Origin of the sequence: Hydrogenophaga borbori, from assembly GCF_003417535.1 — a bacterium.
GTDB lineage: Bacteria > Pseudomonadota > Gammaproteobacteria > Burkholderiales > Burkholderiaceae_C > Hydrogenophaga > Hydrogenophaga borbori.
This window is the reverse complement of the sequence record NZ_QVLS01000007.1, coordinates 18,246-42,754: the sequence shown is the minus strand read 5'-3', so window position 1 is coordinate 42,754 and position 24,509 is coordinate 18,246. Positions and strand designations below refer to the sequence as shown.

The following is a 24,509-nucleotide window of genomic DNA, read 5'->3' as shown; positions in this document are numbered from 1 at the left end:
GCTCAGCGCAGCATCGCGTAGCCGATGGCGATGGCCGCCACCAGCCCCACCGCGTCGGCGAACAGCGCGCACGCCAGCGCGTAGCGCGTGCGCTGCACGCCCACGCTGCCGAAGTACACCGCGAGCACGTAGAACGTGGTCTCGGTGGACCCCTGCACGATGGCCGCCAGGCGCCCGGCGAAGGAGTCCACGCCGTGCACCTGCATCACGTCGATCATCAGCCCACGCGCGCCCGCGCCCGAGAAGACCTTCATCAGGCCGACGGGCAGCGCGGGCAGGAAGTCGGTGTCCAGGCCCAGGGCCGACACCCCGGCGCCGATGCCCGCGAGCAGGAAGTCCATGCAGCCCGCCGCGCGGAACAGGCCCACGGCGACCAAGATGGCGATCAGGTAGGGCACGATCTGAATGGCCACGCCGAAGCCGTCCTTGGCGCCGTCGATGAAGGCCTCGTAGACGTTCACGCGCCGCCACGCGCCCGCCAGCAGGAAGAGCATCACCACGCCCAGGATCACGGCCGCGCCCGTGGTCCCCGCGAAACGCGCGGCCTGATCGGCCGGCAGGCGGGCCATGCCCGCCACGGCGGCCGCCAGCAGGCCGCCCACCACCAGCACGGGCAGCAGGAAACGCGCGCGCCACAGCGGCAGGCGCTGGCACACGGCCACCGCCAGCACGCCGGCCAGCAGGGCGATGAAGGTGGCCAGCAGCGTGGGCAGGAAGATGTCGGCCGCGTTGAAGTCCGCGCCCAGGCCCTGCTTGAGCGCCACGCTCTGGCGGATGGCGATCACCGAGGTGGGAATGAGCGTGAGCCCGGCCGTGTTCATCACCACGAACATGATCTGCGCGTGGCTGGCGGTGCCGGCGGGCTCGGTGTTGAGCGATTGCAGTTCGCGCATGGCCTTCAGGCCCAGCGGCGTGGCGGCGTTGTCCAGGCCCAGCAGGTTGGCCGAGATGTTCATGGTCATGGCGCCCTGCGCCGGGTGGCCTTGCGGGACCTCGGGGAACAGGCGGCGCAGCAGCGGACCGGCCAGGCGCGCCAGCAGTTCGATCATTCCCGCGCGCTCACCCACGCGCATCAGGCCCAGCCACAGCGCCATCACGCCGGCCAGGCCGAGCGATATCTCGAAGCCCGAGCGCGCGCCGTCGAACAGCGCGCCGAGCAGCGCGAGGAGGATGCCGTCCTCGCCCAGCGCCCAGCGCACCAGGGCGGTGGCGAAGGCCACCGTGAAAAGACCGATCCAGGCCCAGTTCATCGCCATGGGAGGCGATGGTAGGGCCTGCGGCGAGGGGGATCGGTTCAGCCCTGCAGCTGGCCTTCGCTCAGCGTGTCGAGCTGGAAACGCCCGCTGCGGTCCCAGAGCCAGGTGTCGATGTAGCTGGTGCGGCTGCCCGGCGAAGGAAAGGGTGCGGCGTCGCGCACCAGGCGCTCGATCTGCGCCACCACCTCGGGCGCGTGCGTGGGCGAGCGAAGCCACTTGAAGGAGCCGACGCGCCCATTGCCTTCGACCACCACCTCCAGCACACCGATGGCGTACAGCATGGGCGGCAGCTTGCCTGGGTAGATGCGCTGCGGGTAGCGGCGATAGAGGTGGCTGGCGGCGGTGCGGCGGTAGGCCGGATCGGCGGCCGGCGCCTGTCGGCCCGGCACGGGCAGCGAGGGCCACACGGAGCAGCCGGCCATGAGCGCGGCGGTGCCGGTGGCAGCGCCCAGCGCCAGGAGCTGGCGGCGGCCGGGCATGGGGTGGGGGGGTAGCGGTTCCATGCGCGGCATTGAAGCAGCACGCGCAACGGCGCACAAGGAGGCATACAAGTGCTTACGCCGGCGCGCGGCGGGGTGTTTCACTTGCCGCGCAGCGTGCGGCTGAGCAGGATCACCGGGATCAAGCCCACCAGCACCAGGGCCAGCGCGGGCAGCGCGGCCTCGCCCAGGCGCTCGTCGCGCGCCAGGTTGTAAGTCACCACGGCCAGGGTGTCGCTGTTGAAAGGCCGCAGCACCAGGGTGGCGGGCAGCTCCTTCATCACGTCCACGAACACCAGCAGCGCGGCCGCCGCCGTGGCGCGCCGCAGCAGCGGCCAGTGCACGCGCCTGGCCAGCGCCGCGCCGGTGGTGCCCAGCATGCGGGCGGAGTCGTCCAGGCTGGCGGGGATGCGGGCGTAGCCGGCCTGCACCGACTGCAAGGCCACCGCCGTGAAGCGCACCAGGTACGCCCAGACGATGCCCAGCGCCGTGGCCGTGACCCAGTAGCCCACGCCGGCCTCGGGCCAGCGCTCCTGCACCCAGCCCACCGGCAGCAGCAGGCCCACCACAATGACCGCGCCCGGGATGGCGTAGCCCAGGCTCACCAGCTGCGAGACGCCGCGCGTGAGCCCCGAGGGCCGCGCGCGCACCGCGAAACCCAGCGCCAGCGCGATCAGCACCGCCAGCGCGGCCGACAGGCCCGCCAGCCACACGCTGTTGCGCGCCCACTGCTGGAACTGGCCCCAGGGCAGCACGTCCCAGCCACCGATGAGCGGGTGCAGCATGAACAGCACCGGCAGCACGAAGCCGGCCAGCACCGGCAGCGCGCACACCCCCACCGCCAGCGCGGCACGCCCGCCGCGCAGGCGCACGGGCTGCGCCTCGGCGCTGCCGGCGCGCTGGCCGCGCAAGGTGGCGAAGCGCATGCGCCGCTGCGCGCGCTGCTCCACCCACAGCAGCGCGGCCACGGTGAGCAGCAGCAGCGTGGCCAGCTGCGCGGCGGCCAGGCGGTTGTCCATCACCAGCCAGGCCTTGTAGACACCGGCGGTGAAGGTCTGGATGCCGAAGTAGCTGGCCACGCCGAAGTCGGCCAGGGTTTCCATCAGCGCCAGCGCCACGCCGGCCGCCACGGCCGGGCGCGCCAGCGGCAGCGCCACGGTGCGGATGCGCCGGCCCAACGGCGCGCCCAGCAAGCGCGCGGCCTCCATCAGCTGCGCGGCGCGCTCGGCCAGCGCGGTGCGCGCCAGCAGGTACACGTAGGGATAGAGCGTGAAGGTGAAGACCCAGACCGCGCCACCCGTGCTGCGCACCTCGGGCAGCAGGCGGCCACTCAGACCGAAGGACGAGCGCATCCAGGTCTGCAGCGGGCCGCTGAACTGCAGGAAGTCGGTGTAGGCATAGGCCACCACATAGGCCGGCATGGCCAGCGGCAGCAGCAGCGCCCATTCGAAGCTGCGCCGGCCGGGAAAGTCGAACAGGGTGACCGCGCTGGCCGTGAGCACGCCCACCAGCGCCACCCCCAGCGCCACGCTTACGCACAGCAGCAGCGAGGTGAGCGTGTACTCGGGCAGCACGGTCTGCGCCATCTGCGAGAGCACGTCCCGGGCGGCGGCATCGAAGCCGAACCAGGAGGCGGCGAGCGCGAACACCGGCAGCACCAGCGCGGCGGCCAGCAACAACAAGAGCACCTGAGCGGGCCAGCGCGGCATGGAAGGTTCTTTTGGGGCGCCGCGGCCCAAAGGATCGACCGCACCAACGCAAATGAGAATTGTAGACATCTACAATGGGCCCCATGTTCCTGAAGGTCTCGCAACTCCAGGTGCGCTACGCCGGCGCGCCACACCCGGCCGTCGATGGCGTGAGCTTCGGCCTGGCGGCGGGCGAGATCGGCGTGCTGATCGGCCCCTCGGGCTGCGGCAAGACCACGCTGCTGCGCGCGGTGGCCGGCCTGGAGCGCGCGCAGGGCGGCGAGATCGTGCTCGACGGCGAGACCGTGAGCAGTCCCGGCCACCACCTGCCGCCCGAGCACCGGCGCATCGGCATGGTGTTCCAGGATTACGCGCTGTTCCCGCACCTGGACGTGGCGGCCAATGTGGCCTTCGGCATCCACCAGATGCCACGCGCCCAGCGCGAGGCGCGCGTGGTTGAGGTGCTGCGCCTGGTGGGCCTGGAGGGCCTGCGCGCGCGCCACCCACACGAGTTGTCGGGTGGCCAGCAGCAGCGCGTGGCGCTGGCGCGCGCGCTGGCGCCCAACCCGCGCCTGCTGCTGCTCGACGAGCCCTTCTCCAACCTCGACGTGGACCTGCGCGAGCGGCTCGCGCACGAGGTGCGCGGCATCCTGAAGGCCGCCAACGCCACGGCGCTGTTCGTCACCCACGACCAGCTGGAGGCCTTCGCCATCGGCGACCGCATTGGCGTGATGCACGAAGGCCGGCTGCACCAGTGGGACGAGGCCTACGCGCTCTACCACCGCCCGGCCACGCGCTTCGTGGCCGAGTTCATCGGCCACGGCGTGTTCGCGCCCGCGCAGATCCTGCAGAACGGCGGCCAGGTGGCTGTGCAGACGCCGCTGGGGGCCCTGCAGGACATGGAAGAATGCCCGCTGCCCAATGCCTACGAAGCCGGGCTGTGCGACGTGCTGCTGCGCGCCGACGACATCGTGCACGACGACGCGGCGCCCGTGAAGGCGCAGATCGTTCGCAAGGCCTTCCGGGGCTCCGAGTTCCTCTACACCCTGCGCCTGGCCAGCGGCGAGACGCTCATGACCCACGTGCCCTCGCACCACAACCACGCGGTGGGCGAGTGGATCGGCATCCGCGCCGAGGTGGACCATGTGGTCACCTTCGAGCGCGGCGGCTCGGCTTCCTCGCCGCCCGCGCCGGGCGTGCACCGCTCGCCCGGCGTGCCGCTCACGCCCGGCTGATCAGCCGGGGCGCGCGCGGCCCGGCCGCCGCAGCCACCACATCGCCACCCCGGCCACGCACAGCAGCACCACGGCCGCGCAGGCGGCCAGGTTGAGCAGCGCGTTCCACAGGCCCATGTCGCCCTGGTGCAGGGCGATGGCCACCGCCATGGTCTTGGCCATGGCGCCGTAGTCGCCGAAGCGGATGTCCGCCAGCACGCGCCCGCTGTGGCGGTCCAGGTGCACGGTGCGGTCGCCCGTGGGCTGGCCGAGGTCGCCGCTCATGGTGCTGGCCGAGACGGTGTAGACGCCGCGCGAATCGCGTGGCACCGCGATCTGGTGCTGGCCCTGGAAGCCCTCTCGCTTCGCGAAAGCGGCGACGCTGTCGAGGTCCACCGGCGTGCGCGCGGACAGGCCATCGCGCCCGACGGCGGAGCCGGAGGCCGGCAGCGGCGTCTGGGCCAGGCCCCAGGGCACTTCCTGAAGGCCGGCGGTGTTCAGCGCCGCGTGCGGCTCGCCGGACAGGGGCACGGCGTCCCACTGCTCGGCGGGGAAGCTGCCCCAGGCCTGCAGCCAGCGCTCGCCGGTCACCCCGGTCCAGGTGAGGCCCGTGAGCAGGAAGGCCAGCAGAACGGCCCCGGTGCCCAGCCCCAGGCTGCCGTGCAGCGAGCGCCACCAGCCCAGGCCGCGCAGGCGCGCGTCGGGCCACAGGCGCGAGCGCCAGCCGAGCCCGCCACGCGGCCACCACAGCACCAGACCGGTCAGCAGCATGACCAGCATGGCCCAGGCCGCGATCTCGATCAGGCGGTCGCCCCACTCACCCATGAGCAGGGTGCCGTGGATGCGCTGGGCCCAGGCGAAGGGCGTGTCGCCCTTGTCCACCCAGCGCAGCACCGTGGCGCGGTAAGGGTCGACCGCGGCCGCGAGGGTCTGCTCGCCGCGTTCGATGACGAACCAGGCGGCGCGGTCGGGCGCGCGCGGCGCGACGTAGCTGCGCAGGCGGCCGTCGGGCACCTCCGCCATCGCGGCGAGCGCTTGCGCGCTCACCGGCTGGGCAAGGGGCAGCGGTTCCACGCGCGGATCGGCGCCCAGGCGGGTCTGGAAGCCGGTGTAGAACACCATCACGGCGCCGGTGAGGGCGAGCGTGAGCAGAAAGGGCATCACCAGCAGGCCGGCGATGGCGTGCCAGCGCCAGGCGATGGCGCGCAGGTCGGCGCGGACACGCGCAGGCGCGTCCGCGCCCGGGGTATCGGGCGAGAAAGACATGGGGAAGAAACCTCGGCGGCGGCGCTCAGTGCTTGCCGTGGCCACTGCCATGGCCAGCGCCCGCGGGCGCTGCCGGCATGGGCGCCATGGCGCGGGCCGTGGCCTTCACGTCCTGGGTCTGGCGCTGGCCGTCGGCGCCTTCGAACACCAGCGTCAGGGGCACCGCGTCACCCGCTTTCACGGGCGCCTTGAGGTCCATCATCATCACGTGGTAGCCGCCGGGCTTGAGCTCCACGGTCTGGCCCGCGGGCAGCGGCAGCGCGGTGACGGCGCGCATGCGCATCACATCGCCCTCGAGCTTCATCTCGTGCACCTCGACGATGCCGGCGGCCGGCGAGCGCACCTCCACCAGGCGCGTGGCCTGCGGCGCGGTGAGCTTCATGAAGGCGCCGGTGGACGACTGCGCGCCGACGGTGGCGCGCGTCCAGGCGTCCTGCACCTGCACGGGCGTCTGGGCCCAGGCGGTGGCGGCGATGGCGAAGGAAGAGGCGATGAACAGGTGTTTCATGGGGAATCCGAATCGGCAATGGGGAGGACACGGCGCGGGCCGAAGCGGCGCGCCGTGCGGGAAGGGATTCAGATGCCCCGGGGTGGCGCGCGCGCCGGCGCGTGGGCCGTGACCGGCGCGTCCTGCCCGCGCTGCGCCTGGGCCAGCGGCACGGGCTGAGGCGCCGCCTCGGGCAAGGCCAGCGCGGGCGCGGGCGGCAGGCCCGCGCCGCCGGCGCTGATGGCGCCCCAGGGGCAGGTCAGCGCGGCCTCGGGCGCGTGGCCGTCGGCGCTGTCGCCGGCGTCGGCGCGCACCCAGGTGATGCCGCTGGCGCTGCAGATCTGCACCCAGTGGCCAGCGTCGGGCCCGCGCGCCTGCAGCGCGGCCTGCGACAGCACGGGCGCGAAGGCACCGAAGCAGACCGCCAGGAGGGCGATCCACGCGGTGAGGCGGCGCGGCCAGCGGTGCAGGAACATGGGGCGGGATTCTACGGGTGGGGGTCCCGCCCGCGACGCCCGGGGCCTTGCGCCCTCCCGGCATCGGGGCCACGATCGCCCGTTTCGAACGACCACCGGAGACATCGCCCATGCTCAAGCTCTGCGGCTTCGCGGCCAGCAACTACTACAACAAGGTCCGGCTCGCCCTGCTGGAAAAGGGTGTCCCCTTCGAGGAAGAACTGGCCTGGATCGGCGAGACCGACCCCAGCTGCAGCCCGCTGGGCAAGGTGCCCTACCTCAAGACCGACCAGGGCGCGCTGTCGGAGTCGACCGTGATCCTGGAGTACCTGGAGGACGCCTACCCGCATCCGCCGCTGCTGCCGGCCGACGCCTTCGCGGCCGCCAAGGTGCGCGAGCTGGTGCGCTATCTGGAGCTGCACCTGGAACTGGTGGCGCGCAACCTCTACCCCGAGGCCTTCTTCGGCGGCAAGGTCAGCGACAGCGCGAAAGAGAAGATCGCGCCGCAGCTGGAGAAGAACATCGCGGGCTTCGCGAAGCTCGCCAGCTTCTCGCCCTTCCTGGCGGGCCCGACGTTCACCCTGGCCGACTGCGCGGGCGCGGTGCACCTGCCGCTGGTGAGCAGCGCCACCAAGATCATCTACGGCCGCGACTTCCTGGCCGAGCTGCCCGTGCGCGACTACCTCAAGCGCCTGGGCGAGCGGCCCACGGTGCAGAAGCTCAACGCCGACCGCAAGGCCAGCACCGAGCTGATGCTCAGCCGAAGCAAGCGCTGAACGAGCGCCCACCCGCCACCCACGGCCGAGGCACCGAGGAACCGGCTGGGCCGGGCCTCAGGTGCCCGCCCCCCTCGAGGGGGGCGCGCGAAGCGCGGCGGGGGTTGCTGCGCTATTTCTTCGGACGTATGGCGTCGGCCGTGCCCTGGATGAAGGCCTTGATCTTCTGCACGTCGTCCGGCGTGAGCTTGCCCGTGAAGTCGGGCATGCCGCGCGCCATGGCCGGGCCCTTGAAGACGAACTTGTCCAGGTTGTCGATGAAGGCCGAGTCCATGTAGCCCAGGTTGGGGATGTTGCCGCCGCGGTCCACGCCCGGCACGCCGTGGCAGAACACGCAGTTGCTCACGTACAGCGCGGTGCCCTCGGGCACGTGGGCCGGGTCGTACTTCACGCCCTGCACGAGCTGGCCCAGGCGGTAGGCCACGAAGTCCGGCGCCGGCGCCTTGCCGCCCACGGCGAAGGTGTAGACCGTGCCCGGGCCCTGGCGCTCGGTGGCGCGCTGCGCCAGGCCATACACGCCGCCCCAGCCCACGGCAATGGAGACGTACTGCTTGCCGTCCACCAGATAGGTGGTGGGCGCGGCCACCACGCCGGTGCCGGTGGGCGTCTCCCACAGCTTCTCGCCGCTGGCGGCGTTGTAGGCCACGAAGCGGCCGTCGGCCGTGCCCTGGAACACCAGGTTGCCGGCCGTGGTGAGCGTGCCGCCGTTCCAGGGCGAGACGTGCTCCACCGTCCAGCGCGCCTGCTGCTTCACCGGGTCCCAGGCCACCAGGCGGCCAAAGGGCTTGCTGGACGGCGGCTCCACGTTGGCGAAGGTGGCCAGGTTCCAGCCCATGTTGCTGTGCGGCTCGCCCGGACGCACGCCGTTGAAGTTCCAGTTCTTGTTGTCCATGAGCGTGAGCGGCACGCCCTGCACCGGCATGTAGACCAGGCCGGTCTTGGGGTTGAAGGACATGGAATGCCAGTTGCGCGCGCCGAAGGCGCTGGGGATGATCTCGCGCGGGCGGTCGGCCGTGCGCGCGATGTCGGTCTCGATCGGGCGGCCGTTCTTGTCGTAGCCCGTGGCCCAGTTCACGTCGACGAAATTCTTGGCCGAGATGAATTTGCCGTTGGTGCGGTCGATGATGAAGAAGAAGCCGTTCTTGGGCGCGTGCATCACCACCTTGCGCTTCTTGCCGTCCAGCGTGAGGTCGGCCAGGATCATGGGCTGGGTGGAGGTGAAGTCCCAGTTGTCGCCGGGCGTTTCCTGGTAGTGCCAGACGTACTTGCCGGTGTCCGGGTTGAGCGCGACGATGGACGCCAGGTACAGGTTGTCGCCGCCGGCCGGACTGCGCTTGCTGCGCGCCCAGGGCGAGCCGTTGCCGGTGCCGATGTAGAGCAGGTTCAGCTCGGGGTCGAAGGCCATGGCGTCCCAGGCCGTGCCGCCGCCGCCCGCCTCCCACCACTTGCCGGCCGGGTCCCAGGTCTTGGCGGCCTTGGCCATGGACTCGTCCTCGAAGGGCTTGGACGGGTCGCCCGGCACGGTGAACCAGCGCCACTTCTGCTCGCCGGTCTTGGCGTCGTAGGCCGTGACATAGCCGCGCACGCCGTACTCGGCGCCGCCGTTGCCGATGATGACCTTGCCCTTGACCACGCGCGGCGCGCCGGTGATGGTGTAGCTGAACTTGCGGTCGATGATGGTGTCCTTCTCCCACACCTTCTGGCCCGTGGCCGCGTCCAGCGCCACCAGGCGGCCATCGTAGGAGGCCACGAAGACCTTGCCCTCGTACAGGGCGACGCCGCGGTTGACCACGTCGCAGCAGCCCTTGAAACCACCCTCGCGCGGCACCTGCGGGTCGTAGGACCAGATGCGCTTGCCGGTGCGCACGTCGATGGCGTGCACCACGCTCCACGAGGCGGTGACGTACATGATGCCGTCCACCACCAGCGGCGTGGCCTCCACCCCGCGCGTGGATTCCAGGTTGTAGGACCAGACCAGGCCCAGGTCCTTCACGTTGCCGGTGTTCACCTGGTCGAGCCTGGAGTGCCGGGTCTCGGCGTAGTCCAGGCCGTGGCTGGGCCAGTCGGGCGTGGCGCGCGCGTTGCTGCGCACGAAGGCGCCGTCGACCTTCTTCGTGACCGCGCTGATGTGCGCGGCCGATCCCTTGACCGTCGCCTGCTGGGCCTGCGCGCCGAGCGCGGCGCCCAGCAGCAGCGCCAGGCCGACGGCGGCGCGGGCGGTGAGCGAATAGGTGCTCATGTTGTCTCCTGATGTGCCGGTCCGGGCCGGCGTGTGGGGTCGGTGGCAAGGCTCGCGCATCCCCCCGGAACACGGATGCCGCGACGGCCATGTTCCGCAGCCGGCTGTCGCCCGACACCCCCGGGATTTCCCTCAAGTGTTTTGTTCCACGGTGGAACAGAGTCGGCGGATGGCGCAGGGATTTCCCGCAGCGCGGTGCCCGCGCGCGCCGCCGATACTGCCCTGGCCCCCCCAAAAGTGACCCATGGCCGAGCCCGCCCGCCCCCTCTTCTTCCAGACCGCCGAGCAGCGCACAGCGCTCGCGCGGCAGCGGTTCTTCGACGAAGGCGAACGCCCCACCGGACTGGTGAACGAAGCCGTCATCCAATCGTGGATGCGCTGCACCGCCACGCGCCGCAACCCGCGCCATGCCGTCAGCTTCGACCCCGTGACGCGCAGCCGCATGCACGCCTGCCTGACGCGCAACCAGCAGCTGCTGCTGGCCGGCAACGACGACCTGCAGCAGCTCGCCGCGGCGCTGGGCGGCACCAGTTGCCGCGTGCTGCTCACCGACGGCCAGGGCGTGGTCATCCACGCCAGTGCGCCGCTGGGGACGGCACCGCAGCCGCTGCTGGACGCGGGCAGCCGCGTGGGCGTGAACCTGGCCGAGGGCGAGATCGGCACCACCGCGCCGGGCATCGTGGCGCGCGCGGCCAGCGCCTGCACCGTGCAGGGCGCCGAGCACTTCCACGAGATGCTGCAGACCCTGCACTGCGCGGCCGCGCCCATCCGCGACGTGCACGGCCGCCTGGCCGGCGTGCTGGACCTGTCCATCGAAGGCTCGCCCTTCGGCTTCGACGCCGCCGGCCTGGTGGCGCTCTACGCCAGCACCATCGAAAACCGGCTGCTGCGGCTGCAATCACCCGCGCACCTGGTGTTGCAGTTCCAGGCCAGCCCGCGCGTGCTGGGCACGCCGCTGGAAGGCCTGGCCGGCATCGACGTGAGCGGCCAGCTGGCCTGGCTCAACCCGGTGGCGCAGCGCCTGACCGGCGCCAACGCCCTGGCCCACCCGCCCGTGGACACCGTGTTCGGCCTGGCCTTCGAGGAGCTGCTGGCCTTGCACCGCGCCCGCGAACCGCGCGCGCTGCGGTTGCCCAATGGGCTCACGGTCTGGGTGCGCGCCCACATCGGCAGCGCCGACGGTGTGGACTTCAACCGCGCCGTGGCCACCGGCGGGCCGCCGTCCGCGGCCGACGAGGCCGCGCCCGACGCGCCGATCGCCGACACCGCGCCCTCGTCCACGCTGGACGACCACCGCGACCGCGTGATCTCCGAAACGCTGGCGGCCTGCGGCGGCAACATCGCGCGCGCCGCGCGCCAGCTGGGCGTGTCGCGCGGGCTGCTGTACCGGCGGCTGCGGGCCGCGCCGGCGGCCGAGGCCTCCGCCCCCTGATCCGGTCCGCGGGCCCGCTCAGCGCGCCGCGTCGAACTCGGCCTGCACCTCGGCGCGCAGCGCCTCGGACCAGGCGCGGCGGTCGCGCGCGCCGGCGCGCTGCGGTGTGCCGTAGCGCACCACGGCGCGCACCGTGTCCGAGCGCAGCGTGCGCCATACCGACGCGACCAGGGTGTCGTCGCCGATGAACACCGGGCCCGGGTGCGGCTGGCCACTGCTGCGTTCCAGGTAGCGCAACGCCACCGGCTGCACCGGCGCGCTGGCCGATATCGCGGCCTGCAGCAGGTTGGCGTGGAAAGGCAGCAGCTGGGCGCCGTCGCCCGTGGTGCCTTCGGGGAACACCGAGACGGTCTCGCCCTCTCGCAGCCGCTCGGCCATGCGGTGCACCACGCGCAGCGCATCGCGCCGGCTCTCGCGCTCAATGTAGAGCGTGCCCGCGCCGGTGATGAGCGAGCCCAGCAGCGGCCAGCGCTGCACGTCGGCCTTGGACACGAAGCGGCTCGGGTGCGCGGCGTTCATCACCAGGATGTCGAGCCAGGAGATGTGGTTGGCCACCATCAGCACGGCGCCGCGCGCGGGCGGCTGGCCTTGCACGTCGAGCGCGACGCCCATGATGGCCAGCATGCGGCGCGACCACTCGCGCACGATGAGCTGGCTCTGCGCGTGCGTGAGGCGGCCGAACTCGCTGCGGATGATCCATAGGCCGCGCAGCACGTGCAGCACGGCGCGCAGGGCGCGCCAGGCCGCGCGCAGCTGCCCTCCCCGGAGGCGCACGCCCCCGGCCTGGCCGTGCGGCGCGTTCACGCCGGCGCCGCCACGCCCTCGGCCGCGTGCGCGATCTGCCCGCCGACCAGCGTGGCGCGCACCGACACCGGCATCTCGTGGCCTTCGAACGGTGTGTGCCGGCCCTGGCTGCGCAGGGCCGCGGGCGACACGGTCCAGGGCGCGTCGGGGTGGAAGACCAGCACGTCGGCCGCGCCGCCCACGGCGAGCTGGCCCACGCTGGCCTGCAGCGTGCCCAGGCTGGCGCCCAGCACGCGCTGTGGGCCGTGCGTGAGCACCGCCAGCGCCTGCATCAGGCCCAGGCCGTCCTGCTGCGCCCAGGTGCAGGCCAGGCCCAGCAGCAGCTCCACCGCGCTGGCGCCGGGCTCGGCCTCGGCGAACGGCAGGGTCTTGGCGTCGCTGTCCACCGGGTTGTGGTCCGACACCAGCGCGTCGATGGTGCCGTCCGCCAGGCCGGCGCGCAGGGCGTCGCGGTCGCGCTGCTGGCGCAGCGGCGGCTGCAGGCGAAAGCGGCTGTCGTAGAAGCCGATGTCCACGTCGGTGAGGTGCAGGTTGTGCACGCTCACGTCGCAGCTGACGGGCAGTCCCTCGGCCTTGGCGGCGCGCACCAGGTCCACGCCGGCCGCGCTGCTGAGGCGGCACAGGTGCACGCGCGCACCGCCCTTGGTGGCGCGCATCAGCTCGAACAGCGTGTGCAGCGCGATGGTCTCCGCCGCGACGGGCACGCCGGCCAGGCCCAGGCGCGTGGCCAGCGGGCCGCTGGCGGCCACGCCCTTGCCCAGCCACAGGTCCTGCGGGCGCAGCCACACGGTGTAGCCGAATGTGGCCGCGTACTGCAGCGCGCGCAGCAGCACCTGGGTGTTCTGGATGGTGGTTTCGGCCTGGCCGAAGCCCACGCAGCCGGCCTCGGTGAGCTCGGCCATCTCGGTCAGCACCTCGCCGGCGAGGCCGCGCGTGAGCGCGCCGAGCGGGAAGACGCGCGAACGGTGCAGCTTCTCGGCGCGGAACTTGAGCATGTCCACCAGGCCGGGCTCGTCGAGCACGGGCTCGGTGTCGGGCGGGCAGACCAGCGAGGTGACGCCGCCGGCCACCGCCGCCGCGGTCTCGCTCTCCAGCATGCCGGCGTGCTCCTGGCCGGGCTCCTTCAGGCGCACGGACAGGTCCACCAGGCCCGGCGCGACCACGCAGCCACCGGCGTCGATGGTGCGCGCCGGGTGGAAGTCGGCGGCGACGCGGCCGATGGCGATGATGCGCCCGGCGGCGATGGCGACGTCGGCCATCTCGTCGCGGCCGCTGGCCGGGTCGATCACGCGGCCGTTCTGGATCAGGATTTTCATGCGGGTGTCACCTTGGAATCGCGGTGCCGGACGGGATCGATCAGCTCGCGCAGCGCGGCCACCAGGGCCTCGCATTCGGCCGGCGAGCCGATGGTGATGCGCAGGTGCTCGGCGATGCGCGGCTGGCTGAAGTGGCGCACCAGGATGCGGCGCTCTCGCAGGTCCTGCTGCAGCCGGGCCGCGCCGTGGCGCGGGTGCCGCGCGAGCAGGAAGTTCGCGCTCGAGGGCAGGCAGTGAAAGCCCAGGGCCTGCAGCTCGCGCGCGAGCCATTCGCGGCTGTCGACGATGCGCCGCGTGAGCGAGGCGAAGTGCGCCTGGTCCTCCAGCGCGGCCTGCGCGCCGGCCAGCGCCACGCGGTCCAGCGGGTAGGAGTTGAAGCTGTCCTTGACGGTGCTCAGCGCCCGGATCAGGTCGGCGTGGCCCAGGGCGAAACCCACGCGCAGGCCCGCGAGCGCGCGCGACTTGGACAAGGTCTGCACCACCAGCAGCTGGGGAAACTCGTCGATGAGCGACACGGCGCTCTGCGCGCCGAAGTCCACGTAAGCCTCGTCCACCACCAGCACCGAATCGGGGTTGTGCTGCAGCAGCCAGCGGATCTCGTCCAGGGGCAGCGCGATGCCGGTGGGCGCGTTCGGGTTGGGCAGCACGATGCCACCGTTGGGCTGCAGGTAGTCGGCCACCCGCACGCGGAAATCGGCGTCCAGGGGCACGGGCTGGCAGGCCACGCCGTAGAGCGCGCAGTAGACCGGGTAGAAGGAGTAGCTGACGTCCGGCACCAGCACCGGCCGGCCGTGGCGCAGCAGGCCCATGAAGGCGTGCGCCAGCACCTCGTCCGAGCCGTTGCCCACGAAGACCTGCTCCACCCGCAGCCCGTGCTGCGCGGCGATGGTCTGGCGCAGCGCCAGCGCCGAGGGATCGGGGTAGAGGCGCAGCCGCTCGTCCACCGCCTCGGCCATGCGCCGCAGCGCCAGCGGCGAGGGCGGGTAGGGGCATTCGTTGGTGTTGAGCTTGATCCAGCCCGTGCCCTGCGGCTGCTCGCCGGGCGTGTAGGCGCTCAGCCCGCGCAGGGCCGGGCTCCAGAAGCGCGTGTCGGGGTCGGGCGCGGGCGTGCTCACGCTTCGTTGCCCGCGACGATGGACATCACCGCCATGCGCACGGCGATGCCGAAGGTGACCTGCGGCAGGATCACGCTCTGCGGACCGTCCACCACGGCGGAGTCGATCTCCACGCCGCGGTTGATGGGCCCCGGGTGCATGACGATGGCGTCGGGCTTGGCCCACTTCAGGCGCTCGGGCGTGAGGCCGAAGCTCTTGAAGTACTCCTGGCTGGAGGGCAGCAGCGCGCCGCTCATGCGCTCGTTCTGCAGGCGCAGGGTGATGACCACGTCGCAGCCCTTGATGCCCTCTTCGAGCGTGTGGCACACGCGCACGCCCATGTGCGAGAGATCGCTCGGCACCAGGGTGCGCGGGCCGACCACGCGCACGTCGGGGCAGCCCAGGGTGGTGAGGGCGTGGATGTCGGAGCGCGCCACGCGCGAGTGCAGCACGTCGCCCACGATGGCCACCGACAGCTGCGTGAAGTCCCGCTTGTAGTGGCGGATGGTGTACATGTCGAGCAGGCCCTGCGTGGGGTGCGCGTGGCGCCCGTCGCCCGCGTTGACCACGTGCACGTGCGGGGCCACGTGCTGTGCGATGAGGTAGGGCGCGCCCGATTCGCTGTGGCGCACGACGAAGATGTCGGCCGCCATGGCGCTGAGGTTGGCGATGGTGTCGAGCAGCGACTCGCCCTTGGCGGTGGAGCTGCGCGCGATGTCGAGGTTGATGACGTCGGCCGACAGCCGAGTGGCCGCGATCTCGAAGGTGGTGCGCGTGCGTGTGCTGTTCTCGAAGAATAGGTTGAACACGCTCTTGCCGCGCAGCAGCGGCACCTTCTTCACCTCGCGGTTGCTCACGCTGGTGAAGCTGGCCGCGGTGTCCAGGATGTGCGTGAGGATGTCGCGCGACAGGCCTTCGGTGGAGAGCAGGTGGATGAGCTCGCCGTTCTTGTTGAGCTGGGGGTTGCGGGCGGGGGTCATGTTTGGCTTTCCAGCACGAAGCGCAGGCGGCCGTCGCCGTCGCGCGCGAGTTCGAGCGACTGGCCGGCGGGCACCTCGACACGCGCCATGCTCAGCTGCGCCTCGATCGGCAGCTGGCGTCCGCCGCGATCGACCAGCACGGCCAGGCGCACGCTCGCGGGGCGGCCGTGGTCGAAGAGCTCGTTGAGCACGGCGCGCAGCGTGCGGCCGGTGTAGAGCACGTCGTCGATCAGCAGCAGGCTCGCGCCGTCCACCTCGAAGGGCAGCCGGGTCTGCACGCTGCTGGCCAGGCCACGGCGCGCGAAGTCGTCGCGGTGCATGACGGACGAGACCACGCCGCAGGCGCCGGGCTGTTTCAGGTCGGCGTGCAGGCGCTCGGCGATCCAGGCGCCGCCGGTGGCGATGCCCACGAGCCGCGTCGCGGGCTCGGCCTCCAGCACGGCCCGCACGCGCGTGAGCAGTTGCGCGTAGAGCGCTTCGGCATCGGGTGGGGTCAAGGCAGGCTCCTCAGGAACTGTTCCAGGATGATGCAGGCGGACGCGGCGTCGGCGTCCCGCGCGCCCTGCGCGTGCGCCTCGGTGGTGCTGTATCGCTCGTCCACCTCGAACACGGGCAGGCCATGGCGGCCGTGCAGGCGGCGCGCGAACTTGCGCGCCATGGCGGTGTTGGCGTGCTCGGCGCCGTCGGGATGGAAGGGCACACCCACCACCAGCGCGTCGGGCGCCCACTCGCGGATGCGCTCGGCCGCGCGCTCCAGGCGCGCGTCGCCGGTGGCCACGATGGTGGGCTGCGGCGTGGCGCTGCGGGTGAGCCGGTTGCCGCTGGCCACGCCGGTGCGGCGCTGGCCCAGGTCGAAGGCCAGGAAGGTCTGCAGCGTGGCGGCGACTTCGGGCATGGCCGGCTCAGGCATGGCCGGCATCGGGCGAGAGCATCCAGGGCTGCTGCAGGCCCAGCAGGGCCATGGCGCGGTCGTAGCGCTCGGCCACCGGGGCCTCGAAAATGATTTCGATGTCGGCCGGCACGGTGAGCCAGGCGTTCTCGGCGAGCTCGGATTCGAGCTGGCCCTGGCCCCAGGAGGCATAGCCCAGCGAGACAAACACGCGGCGCGGGCCGGCGCCGGCCGCCATGGCCTCGAGCACGTCCTTGGAGGTGGTCATTTCCAGGCCGCCGGGGATGGACAGCGTGGAGGCGTAGACCGACTCGCCGTCCTGCTCGGGGTTGACGGCCTCGTGCAGCACGAAGCCGCGCTCGGTCTGCACCGGGCCGCCCTGGAACACGGGCAGGTCCATGAGGTCTTCGCGCGACAGCGGCAGCTCGACCTTCTCGAACAGCTTGGGCAGCAGGATGTCGCTGGGCTTGTTGATGACCAGGCCGAGGGCGCCGCGTTCGCTGTGTTCGCACATGAACACCACGCTGCGGCCGAACAACTCGTCGGTCAACCCCGGCATCGCGATCAGGAAATGATGGGTCAGGTTGGTCGGAGCAAAATCGGCGGCCATGCGTGGATTCTATGTCCCGCCCCCCGCCCGCCCGGCTTCGCCGGTCACCTCCGCCCACCACCGCCCATGAGCCATTTCGACACCGGCCTGATGTGGTTCCGCCGCGACCTGCGCGCCAGCGACAACGCGGCCCTGCACCACGCGCTGCGCCACTGCCGCCAGCTGTGGTGCGTATTCGTGTTCGACCGCGACATCCTGGACCCGCTGCCGCGCGCCGACCGCCGGGTGGAGTTCATCCGCGAATCGCTGGTGGCGCTGGACGCGCGGCTGCGCGAGCTGGGCGCCGAGCACGGCCGGCCGGGCACCGGCCTGATCGTGCTGCACGACCAGGCCTCGCGCGCCATCCCCGCCCTGGCCGAGCGCCTGGGCGTGCAAGCCGTGTTCGCCAACCACGACGACGAGCCCGCCGCGCTGGCGCGCGACGCCCAGGTGCTGGGCGCGCTGGCGCACCAGGGCGTGCTGCTGCGCACCCACAAGGACCACGTGATCTTCGAGCGCCGCGAGGTGCTCACGCAGTCCGAGCGGGCCTTCGGCGTGTTCACGCCCTACAAGAACGCCTGGCTCAAGGCACTCACGCCCTTTCACCTCAAGGCCTACCCGATCGCCAAGCACGCGGGCGCCCTGGCGCCCTTGCCCGAAGGCCTGTCGCGCCCGGTGCCCACGCTGGCGGAGATCGGCTTCCAGCGCACCAACCTCTCGCAGCTCGCCCTGCCCACCGGCGAGGACGGCGCGCACCAGCTGTTCGACGACTTCCTGCAGCGCATCGACCGCTACGACGAGGCGCGCGACTACCCGGCGGTCAAGGGCCCCAGCTACCTGAGCGCGCACCTGCGCTTCGGCACCGTGTCGGTGCGTGCGCTGGCGTCCATCGCGCACGGCCTGCACGCCCAGGGCAACCCGGGCGCCAGCACCTGGCTGTCCGAACTCATCTGGCGCGACTTCTACCACCAGATCCTGGCCAACTTTCCGCACGTGGCGCAGCGCGCCTTCAAGCCCGCCTACGACGCCGTGCGCTACGAGCACGGCAAGGCCGCGGACGCCCTGTTCCAGGCCTGGTGCGAGGGCCGCACCGGCTACCCGCTGGTGGACGCGGCCATGGCGCAGATCCTGCAGACCGGCTACATGCACAACCGCCTGCGCATGGTGGTGGCCAGCTTCCTGGTGAAGGACCTCGGCATCCACTGGCAATGGGGCGAACGCTACTTCGCCGAGCACCTGATCGACTTCGACCTCGCGGCCAACAACGGCGGCTGGCAGTGGGCCAGCTCCAGCGGCTGCGACGCGCAACCCTGGTTCCGCATCTTCAACCCCGTCACCCAGAGCGAACGCTTCGACCCGCAGGGCCGCTTCATCCGGCGCTACCTGCCCCAGCTCGCCGGCCTGCCCGACGCGGCGATCCACGCGCCCTGGAAGGCCAGCCCCGTGGAGCTGGCCGCCGCCGGGCTGGTGCTGGGCGACAACTACCCCCTGCCGCTGGTGGACCACGCGCAGGCCCGCGAGAAGACCCTGGCGCGGTATGCGGTGGTGAAGGAGCAGGGCAACGCCTGATCAGGCGTCGGCGGTGGCCCGGGCGTAGCGCGCCACCAGCACCAGCAGCTCGTCTTCGGAATAGGGCTTGCCCAGGTAGTGGTCCACGCCCAGTTCGCGCGCGTGCTCGCGGTGCTTCTCGGCGATGCGCGAGGTGATCATGATCACCGGCAGATCGGCCAGGCGGGCGTCGGCCCGGATGTTGCGCACGAGGTCGAAACCGTCCATGCGCGGCATCTCGATGTCGGACAGCACCACGGCCGGGCGCTCCATCTGCAGCCGCTCCAGCGCCTGCAGGCCGTCGGCCGCCAGCGTCACGCGGTAGCCCTCGCGCTGCAGCAGGCGCTGGGTGACGCGGCGCACGGTGATGGAGTCGTCGACCACCAGCACCAGTGGCACGCTGGCCAGCGCGGCGTCCGCGCCCGCGTCGCCACCGGTGGCGACGCGCTCCGTGGCCTGGGGCAGGGCCGCCTGCTGGCGCACCCACTCGGGCACCTGCGGCCCGTACACCGTGGACAGCGCCACCGGGTTGTAGATCAGCGCCACCGCGCCCGAGGCGAGCACCGACATGCCCGCCAGGCCCGGCAGCCGCGACAGCTGCGCGCCCAGGTTCTTGACCACGACTTCCTGGTTGCCCAGCACCTCGTCGACGTGCATGGCCAGGCGCTGGGACGCGCTGCGGAAGACCACCACCGGCAGCGTGCGGTTCTGCGGCTCCTGCGACTGCGCCGTGGACTGCAGCAGGGCACCGCTCCAGAAGAAGGGCACGTCCTCGTCGCCATGGCGCATGTGGCCGCTGGCGTAGGCCGCCTGCAGCTCGGCCGGCGGCACGCGGCGCACGATCTCCACCAGGTTCGACGGCACGCCGAACGTGAGCTCGCCCGCGCGCAGCATCACCACCTGCGTGACCGCCGTGGTCAGCGGCAGCACCAGCTTGAACGAGGTGCCCTGCCCGGCGCGCGTGGCGGTCTCGATGCGGCCACCGAGCGCGAGCACGTCGCTGCGCACCACGTCCATGCCGATGCCGCGCCCGGCCAGCTCGGAGACTTCGCGGGCCGTGCTGATGCCGGCCTCGAAGATGAGCTGGGCGGCGTGCTCGTCGTCGATCACTTGATCGGGCGCCAGCAGGCCGGCCTCGCGGGCCTTCTCGCGCAGGCGCTCCAGGTCGATGCCGCCACCGTCGTCGGCGAACACCAGCGAGACGTCGTTGCGCTCCTGGTGCAGCTCGATGTCGATGCGGCCTTCGGCCGGCTTGCCGCGCTGCTCGCGCAGCTCGGGCGATTCGATGCCGTGGGCCACGTGGTTGCGCAGCAGGTGTTCGAAGGTGCCGGTCATGCGGTCCAGCACGCCCCGGTCCATTTCGATGTTGCCGCCGGTGATGTCCAGGCGCACCTGTTTGCCGGTTTCCTTGGAGGCCTGGCGCACCACGCGGTACAGGCGTTCGGAGATGCCCTCGAACTCCACCATGCGCGTGCGCAGCAGGTCGCGCTGCAGCTCGCGCGTCTGGCGCGCCTGGGCCACCAGGTTGTCTTCGGTCGCCTCCACGGCGCGCTGCAGGTTGCGCTGCAGCGTGGCCACGTCGTTCACCGACTCGGCCATCATGCGGGTGAGCTCCTGCACACGGGTGAAGCGGTCGAACTCCAGCGGGTCGAAGGCCTGCACGTGGTCGCGGGCCTGGGCCAGGCGCGATTGCATCTGCGTCTCGGCCTGCAGCTCGATGTCGCGCAGCTGCTGGCGCAGGCGGTCCAGGTTGCCCGTGAGGTCCTTCAGCGAGGTGCGCAGCGTGACGACCTCGGCCTCCATGCGCGAGCGCGAGATGATCACCTCGCCGGTCTGGTTGACCAGGCGGTCGAGCAGCTCGGGGCGCACGCGCACGGCGGCCCCGCCGCGCGCCGCCAGCTGGGCCGGCGCGATGGGCGCGACGAAGTGGGCGCCCAGGCCGCTGGTCGCGGCGGCCGGCGCGGCCGGCACCGCGGTCTCAGCCACGGGCTGCGCCTCGGGCGCGGGCTGCGCCAGCGCCTCGGGCGCGGACTGCACCACGGCGCCGGTCTGGGCGTCGGGATGCCGCAGGGCATCGAAGCGCGCCACGATGGCGTCGAAAGCGCTTTGCAGCACTTCCAGGTCGCTGGCGCGCTGCACGTCGGAACCCAGGCGCTCGGCCGCGGTTTCCATGCGGTGGGCCATTTCACCCAGGCGCAGGGCGCCGGCCAGGCGGGCACTGCCCTTGAGCGTGTGCAGCCCTCGCAGCACCTCGGCGCGCGCGCCGCCGTCGTCGGGACGGGCGCTCCACTGGCGCAGGGCCGCGCCCATCTGCGGCAGCAGTTCCTGGGCCTCTTCCTCGAAGATGGGGAACAGGTCGACATCGATGGTGTCGACCGCGTCGATGTCGTCGTCGATGTCCTGGTGGCCGCCGTGCGCCGCTGCGGCGCGCACCGGCTCGGGCGCGGCGGGCAGGTCCCACTGGGTCGCGGGACCGGCGCTGGTGTCCAGGGCCTCGTCGGCCGCCACGGGCGGCGACGCCGGCTCGGGCGGCGCGGGCTCGTCGTCGGCCGGCAGCAGCTCGACCTCGTCGCTGACGGTGAGGAACACCTCGTCGTCGGCCGTGGCGGGCGCGGCCGCTGGCGGTTCGCCAAAGGCCAGCGGGTCGTGCACCACCTGCACCAGCGACTGCAGCACGAAGGGATCGGCCTCCTTCAGGAAACCCGCCGCGAACTGGTGCAGCAGGCGGCGGATGTCTTCACCGGCGTCCACGAACAGCTGGCCCAGCGCGGCCGGCGCCTGTTGTCCTTCGCGCTGGCGCGCGGCGACCGAGCCCAGCGCGTGCTCCAGCGCACGCGCGACGCCCGACAGCGACTCGAACCCGACGGTGCCCGAGCTGCCCGCCAGCGAGTGCGCGAGCGCCTCGGCCGACTCGGGCACGGGCACATGGGTCTCCATGGCCCACTCGGACAGACTGGTGCCCAGCCGGCGGGACCACTCATCGGCCTCGTTGAGGAAGACGTTGTAGAGCTTGTGGCCAATGCGCAGCGAGCCGATTTCGCGCACGGGCTCCTCGGCGGGGGCACTCACCAGGGGCACCGGCTCGGCGGGCGGCAGCGGCGCCGGCGCCGTCAGCTCGATTTCCTGGATGTCGGCAAAACCGGACTCGACGGCTTCGCGCGGGAAGTCTTCCAGCTGGTCGAACTCCGGCGGCACCACGGGCGCGGCCACCGGGGGCTGGGGCAGCGCCTCGGCCGGCGTTGCCTGCGCGGCCTCGGCGGCGGGCGCGTCGGCCTCGGGCGCTTCGGCGGTCGCGGGTTGCGCGACCGCCGCCAGCAGGTCGAGGTCGATGTCGGCGAGCAGCGGCACCTCGAGCGCGGCCTCGGACAAGGGCTCGGGCAGGGGCAGGTCGCCGAAGCCGGTGGAGGGCGCGGCCGCGTCGGCCGCCGGCGCCTGGAGCGGCGGTTCGGCCTCGGGCCCTGGTGGCTCGTCGTCCAGCGCGATGTCGAGGGGCTCCTGCGCCCCGGTGGCGGGCGGCGCCTGCAGGGGCAGCCACACGCCCTGGGCCTTCAGCGCCTCGGCGCTGGCCCGGAAGGGCTGCGAGCGCCAGGCGGACGCCTGCTGGGCCGCGATGTCCTGCACCCAGCGTTCGAATTGATCCAGGGCCTCGCCCGACAGGCCCAGCAAGGCTTCGCTCGCGGGCCGCTGCTCGGCCAGCACGGCGTTGAGCAACTGCTCCAGGGCCCAGGCCGCCTCGCCGAACTCGTTGAGGCCGACCATGCGGGAGCTGCCCTTGAGCGTATGGAAGGCGCGGCGCAGCGTGGTCAGGTGGTCGAGATCGGAGGGCTGCTCGTGCAGGTGCGAGACCGCTTCGCGGCCATTGGCCACGACCTCGCGCGCCTCCTCCAGGAAGATGTCGAGCAGGTCGTCTTCGTCGGTGTCGTCGGCCGGCGGTGCATCGGCAGGGGCCGAGGAGGCGTCGGGCGCGGCGGCCTCGGTCAACCCAACCAGCGCCTGCGCGCCCATCGCGGCGTCATCGCGCACCACGGCTTCGGCGGCCTCGCGCGCGGCCTTGGCCACGGCCGGCTGTTCGGCCAACGCGGCCTGATCGGCGAGCGAATCCAGCTGCTGGCTCAGGCCACTGAGGTCGTCCAGTCCCCCGAAAACGCTGTCGACCACCCGGCGCACGCCCGCCTGCAAGGCCTCGGCGTCGCTGCGGGCGGGCGGCGAACGGTCGCGGCCCACGCTGGCGCGCCCCATGAGCGGGACCAGGCCGCCCTTGTCCTCATCGAAGACGAAGAGCTTCTTCGCCAGCGCCGGCTGGTAGCTCAGCATGTCGACCAGGAAGCTCAGCGCGCTCAGGTTGTCGCCGAGCTGCTGGAAGGTGCCGGCCTCACGGGCCAGGGCCTCGTCGACCTCGGTGTCCAGAATCTGCTCGACGCTGCCGCGCATGCGGGTGACGGCCTGCACCGCGTGGTCCAGGCCCAGCACCGACAGCACGCCGCGCATCTGGGCCAGCTGGGTCACCGCCACGTGCAGGCCCGCTTTTTCCTGCGGCTGGCGGAAGAACTGGTCGAGCGATTTTTCGACCTCGCCCAGCGACACCTTCAGCTCGTCGACCACACTGCCCATGGTCTGGCGGTCGCTGACGCGGCGGTAGAGCTGCTCCATCCACCCGTCCAGCGGGCGGGCCGCCTCGCCGTCGATGACGCTGCCCAGGCGCTGCGCCAGGTCCTGCGTGCGCGCCGCGAGCTCGGGCTCGGCAGGATCGAAGTCTTCGAACGCGGCCTCCAGGTACAGGGTGGTCGTGGCCACTTCCATGGCGAGTTCGGGGCGCACGCCGCCGGGCTCGTTCACGGCGCGATCGGCCGCCTTGACCAGCGCCGCCGCGAGCGGCGCGCTGGGCGGGTGCAGCTTGAGCAGCGACTCGCCGATCAGGCCGAACTGGTCACCGACCTGGCGGGCCCGCGCATGGTCGCCGCCCGCGAACAGGGACCAGGCCTCCTTGGCCGTCTGGATGCGCTTGCGGGCCTGCGCCAGCACGGCGGGGTCGTAGCGGCCCAGCGTGGCCTGGTGGTAGTCGGCCGGGCGGTAGCGCTGCAGGCCATAGGTTTCGCGCACGGCGCCCAGGTGCTGGGTGGCGGCCGCGTCGGCGGGCTGGCTCTGCGCGCAGAAGAACAGCAGGTCGTGCAGCAAGGTTTCCGACACCTGGCCGGTGCCGGAGGCCATCTGGCCGAACTGCATGAGCAGTCGCGACGCCGCCCGCTTCACGTACACATCGAAGGGCAGACCAGGCCCGCCCGCGGCCTCGAAGAAGGCCGCCGCCACGCGCCAGAACGTGCGCTGGCGCGGCTCCGCGGCGGCGGCGGAAATGCCGCCGCACAGCTTGGCCAGTTGCTGGCAGGCCGCCGCGCTCTGCGTCTTGACGACGAGCAGGATCAGGCGGTCGAACAGCGAACGGACCGCCGGGCCGACATCGAGCGGCTTGGCGCCCGGCGGCGCCGGCATGTCGATCGCCCGGTGATCAAAATCCCAGAGATCCGAGGGATGCACGCGCTCGGCGCCCGCGAGCTCCAGCACCTCGCGGTACTGCTGGAACAGCGCCACCGGCTGCACGGGCTTGTGGTTGAGCACCGCCTCGAGGTACTCGACCAGGGCGAAGCTGGCGCGCTCCACCCGGCTGGCGGCCTGCTCGTCGCAACTGGCCGGCTTCTGCACGAAGCGCTGCACCGCCGACTCCATGCCACGCAGCACCTGCGCGGGCGCCCCCAGGCCGACCACCTCCAGTGCCCCCACCGCCTGGTGCAGCTGCTGTCGGGCCATGCGCAGGGCGGCCGGGTCCACCGCCTCGAGGTCCCCATGGCGCGACTGCTCGTTCTCGCGAACGAAACGCCGAATGGCCTTGTTGGCCCCGTCGAGCGACTTGCGCAACTCCTCGAAGACCCAGGCCAGGGGCCCGAGGTCGGTGGTGGGCAAGTCCTGCAGAGCGGATTCGGTCGCTTCGGTCATGGGCCTCCC

General features: G+C 72.3%; 19 protein-coding genes. 4 read left to right on the top strand and 15 right to left on the bottom strand.

Going from position 1 to position 24,509, the window contains the following annotated elements; genetic code table 11:
• Positions 1-2 precede the first annotated feature (2 nt).
• The 3 genes from DY262_RS12460 to DY262_RS12450 all read right to left on the bottom strand — a co-directional run bounded on the left by DY262_RS12460 (position 3) and on the right by DY262_RS12450 (position 3,444).
• Positions 3-1,256 carry a nucleoside recognition domain-containing protein gene (locus DY262_RS12460; RefSeq protein WP_116959357.1) on the bottom strand — a complete coding sequence of 418 codons (1,254 nt, stop codon included), beginning with the start codon at positions 1,254-1,256 and terminating at the stop codon, positions 3-5.
• 38 nt (positions 1,257-1,294) lie between these two features.
• Positions 1,295-1,735, bottom strand: coding sequence for a hypothetical protein (locus DY262_RS12455; RefSeq protein ID WP_425459293.1), 441 nt, complete (start codon positions 1,733-1,735; stop codon positions 1,295-1,297).
• Between the two features lie 101 nt (positions 1,736-1,836).
• A complete protein-coding gene (locus DY262_RS12450) occupies positions 1,837-3,444 on the bottom strand; it encodes an ABC transporter permease (protein ID WP_116959356.1) in 1,608 nt (535 codons plus the stop codon).
• A gap of 83 nt (positions 3,445-3,527) precedes the next feature.
• On the opposite strand from DY262_RS12450, the gene DY262_RS12445 reads away from it, so the two are divergent.
• Positions 3,528-4,658, top strand: coding sequence for an ABC transporter ATP-binding protein (locus tag DY262_RS12445; RefSeq protein ID WP_245980969.1), 1,131 nt, complete (start codon positions 3,528-3,530; stop codon positions 4,656-4,658).
• Here the strand turns inward: DY262_RS12445 and DY262_RS12440 are convergent, their stop codons facing one another.
• The 3 genes from DY262_RS12440 to DY262_RS12430 form a co-directional block, all read right to left on the bottom strand.
• Complete coding sequence (locus tag DY262_RS12440) at positions 4,659-5,903, bottom strand: PepSY-associated TM helix domain-containing protein (RefSeq protein ID WP_181936489.1); 1,245 nt, start codon at positions 5,901-5,903, stop codon at positions 4,659-4,661. It lies immediately after the preceding gene.
• 25 nt (positions 5,904-5,928) lie between these two features.
• Positions 5,929-6,411, bottom strand: a complete 483-nt coding sequence (locus tag DY262_RS12435) for a copper chaperone PCu(A)C (protein ID WP_116959349.1) — start codon at positions 6,409-6,411, stop codon at positions 5,929-5,931.
• 68 nt (positions 6,412-6,479) lie between these two features.
• Positions 6,480-6,866, bottom strand: coding sequence for a DUF2946 family protein (locus DY262_RS12430; protein WP_181936488.1), 387 nt, complete (start codon positions 6,864-6,866; stop codon positions 6,480-6,482).
• A 110-nt stretch (positions 6,867-6,976) separates the two neighbouring features.
• On the opposite strand from DY262_RS12430, the gene DY262_RS12425 reads away from it, so the two are divergent.
• Positions 6,977-7,621 carry a glutathione S-transferase gene (locus DY262_RS12425; RefSeq protein ID WP_116959345.1) on the top strand — a complete coding sequence of 215 codons (645 nt, stop codon included), beginning with the start codon at positions 6,977-6,979 and terminating at the stop codon, positions 7,619-7,621.
• 112 nt (positions 7,622-7,733) lie between these two features.
• Here DY262_RS12425 and DY262_RS12420 read toward each other — a convergent pair whose 3' ends face one another.
• A complete protein-coding gene (locus tag DY262_RS12420) occupies positions 7,734-9,860 on the bottom strand; it encodes a PQQ-dependent dehydrogenase, methanol/ethanol family (protein WP_116959343.1) in 2,127 nt (708 codons plus the stop codon).
• 244 nt (positions 9,861-10,104) lie between these two features.
• On the opposite strand from DY262_RS12420, the gene DY262_RS12415 reads away from it, so the two are divergent.
• Positions 10,105-11,292, top strand: a complete 1,188-nt coding sequence (locus DY262_RS12415; RefSeq protein ID WP_116959341.1) for a helix-turn-helix domain-containing protein — start codon at positions 10,105-10,107, stop codon at positions 11,290-11,292.
• Between the two features lie 18 nt (positions 11,293-11,310).
• Here the strand turns inward: DY262_RS12415 and DY262_RS12410 are convergent, their stop codons facing one another.
• The 7 genes from DY262_RS12410 to DY262_RS12380 are packed head-to-tail and all read right to left on the bottom strand — an operon-like array spanning position 11,311 to position 16,985.
• Positions 11,311-12,096 carry a lysophospholipid acyltransferase family protein gene (locus DY262_RS12410; RefSeq protein WP_245980968.1) on the bottom strand — a complete coding sequence of 262 codons (786 nt, stop codon included), beginning with the start codon at positions 12,094-12,096 and terminating at the stop codon, positions 11,311-11,313.
• A complete protein-coding gene (locus DY262_RS12405) occupies positions 12,093-13,412 on the bottom strand; it encodes a dihydroorotase (protein ID WP_116959339.1) in 1,320 nt (439 codons plus the stop codon). The genes DY262_RS12410 and DY262_RS12405 overlap by 4 nt, the downstream gene beginning before the upstream one ends.
• On the bottom strand, positions 13,409-14,527 hold the full coding sequence (gene hisC / locus DY262_RS12400; protein ID WP_116959337.1) for a histidinol-phosphate transaminase: 1,119 nt from the start codon (positions 14,525-14,527) through the stop codon (positions 13,409-13,411). The genes DY262_RS12405 and hisC overlap by 4 nt, the downstream gene beginning before the upstream one ends.
• Positions 14,524-15,486, bottom strand: coding sequence for an aspartate carbamoyltransferase catalytic subunit (locus tag DY262_RS12395; protein WP_116959335.1), 963 nt, complete (start codon positions 15,484-15,486; stop codon positions 14,524-14,526). Before DY262_RS12395 ends, hisC begins: the two co-directional genes overlap by 4 nt.
• The gene (pyrR, locus tag DY262_RS12390; protein ID WP_116959333.1) at positions 15,483-15,983 is read right to left on the bottom strand and encodes a bifunctional pyr operon transcriptional regulator/uracil phosphoribosyltransferase PyrR; all 501 of its coding nucleotides are present in this window, start codon (positions 15,981-15,983) and stop codon (positions 15,483-15,485) included. Before pyrR ends, DY262_RS12395 begins: the two co-directional genes overlap by 4 nt.
• Positions 15,980-16,405: a Holliday junction resolvase RuvX gene (gene ruvX / locus DY262_RS12385; RefSeq protein WP_116959331.1), complete on the bottom strand. Its 426-nt coding sequence runs from the start codon at positions 16,403-16,405 to the stop codon at positions 15,980-15,982. The genes pyrR and ruvX overlap by 4 nt, the downstream gene beginning before the upstream one ends.
• On the bottom strand, positions 16,389-16,985 hold the full coding sequence (locus DY262_RS12380; RefSeq protein ID WP_116959329.1) for a YqgE/AlgH family protein: 597 nt from the start codon (positions 16,983-16,985) through the stop codon (positions 16,389-16,391). The genes ruvX and DY262_RS12380 overlap by 17 nt, the downstream gene beginning before the upstream one ends.
• 66 nt (positions 16,986-17,051) lie before the next feature.
• Between DY262_RS12380 and DY262_RS12375 the strand changes: the two genes are divergently transcribed.
• Positions 17,052-18,533, top strand: coding sequence for a cryptochrome/photolyase family protein (locus DY262_RS12375; protein ID WP_116959327.1), 1,482 nt, complete (start codon positions 17,052-17,054; stop codon positions 18,531-18,533).
• Here the strand turns inward: DY262_RS12375 and DY262_RS12370 are convergent, their stop codons facing one another.
• Positions 18,534-24,500: a hybrid sensor histidine kinase/response regulator gene (locus DY262_RS12370; protein ID WP_116959325.1), complete on the bottom strand. Its 5,967-nt coding sequence runs from the start codon at positions 24,498-24,500 to the stop codon at positions 18,534-18,536.
• Positions 24,501-24,509: the final 9 nt, after the last annotated feature.

Bases quoted from the DNA above. Each gene is read 5' to 3' on its own strand.
- DY262_RS12460 (WP_116959357.1), bottom strand. From the start codon at position 1,256: ATGGCGATGAACTGGGCCTGGATCGGTCTTTTCACGGTGGCCTTCGCC.
- DY262_RS12455 (WP_425459293.1), bottom strand. From the start codon at position 1,735: ATGCCCGGCCGCCGCCAGCTCCTGGCGCTGGGCGCTGCCACCGGCACC.
- DY262_RS12450 (WP_116959356.1), bottom strand. From the start codon at position 3,444: ATGCCGCGCTGGCCCGCTCAGGTGCTCTTGTTGTTGCTGGCCGCCGCG.
- DY262_RS12445 (WP_245980969.1), top strand. From the start codon at position 3,528: ATGTTCCTGAAGGTCTCGCAACTCCAGGTGCGCTACGCCGGCGCGCCA.
- DY262_RS12440 (WP_181936489.1), bottom strand. From the start codon at position 5,903: ATGTCTTTCTCGCCCGATACCCCGGGCGCGGACGCGCCTGCGCGTGTC.
- DY262_RS12435 (WP_116959349.1), bottom strand. From the start codon at position 6,411: ATGAAACACCTGTTCATCGCCTCTTCCTTCGCCATCGCCGCCACCGCC.
- DY262_RS12430 (WP_181936488.1), bottom strand. From the start codon at position 6,866: ATGTTCCTGCACCGCTGGCCGCGCCGCCTCACCGCGTGGATCGCCCTC.
- DY262_RS12425 (WP_116959345.1), top strand. From the start codon at position 6,977: ATGCTCAAGCTCTGCGGCTTCGCGGCCAGCAACTACTACAACAAGGTC.
- DY262_RS12420 (WP_116959343.1), bottom strand. From the start codon at position 9,860: ATGAGCACCTATTCGCTCACCGCCCGCGCCGCCGTCGGCCTGGCGCTG.
- DY262_RS12415 (WP_116959341.1), top strand. From the start codon at position 10,105: ATGGCCGAGCCCGCCCGCCCCCTCTTCTTCCAGACCGCCGAGCAGCGC.
- DY262_RS12405 (WP_116959339.1), bottom strand. From the start codon at position 13,412: ATGAAAATCCTGATCCAGAACGGCCGCGTGATCGACCCGGCCAGCGGC.
- DY262_RS12395 (WP_116959335.1), bottom strand. From the start codon at position 15,486: ATGACCCCCGCCCGCAACCCCCAGCTCAACAAGAACGGCGAGCTCATC.
- ruvX (WP_116959331.1), bottom strand. From the start codon at position 16,405: ATGCCGGCCATGCCTGAGCCGGCCATGCCCGAAGTCGCCGCCACGCTG.
- DY262_RS12380 (WP_116959329.1), bottom strand. From the start codon at position 16,985: ATGGCCGCCGATTTTGCTCCGACCAACCTGACCCATCATTTCCTGATC.
- DY262_RS12375 (WP_116959327.1), top strand. From the start codon at position 17,052: ATGAGCCATTTCGACACCGGCCTGATGTGGTTCCGCCGCGACCTGCGC.
- DY262_RS12370 (WP_116959325.1), bottom strand. From the start codon at position 24,500: ATGACCGAAGCGACCGAATCCGCTCTGCAGGACTTGCCCACCACCGAC.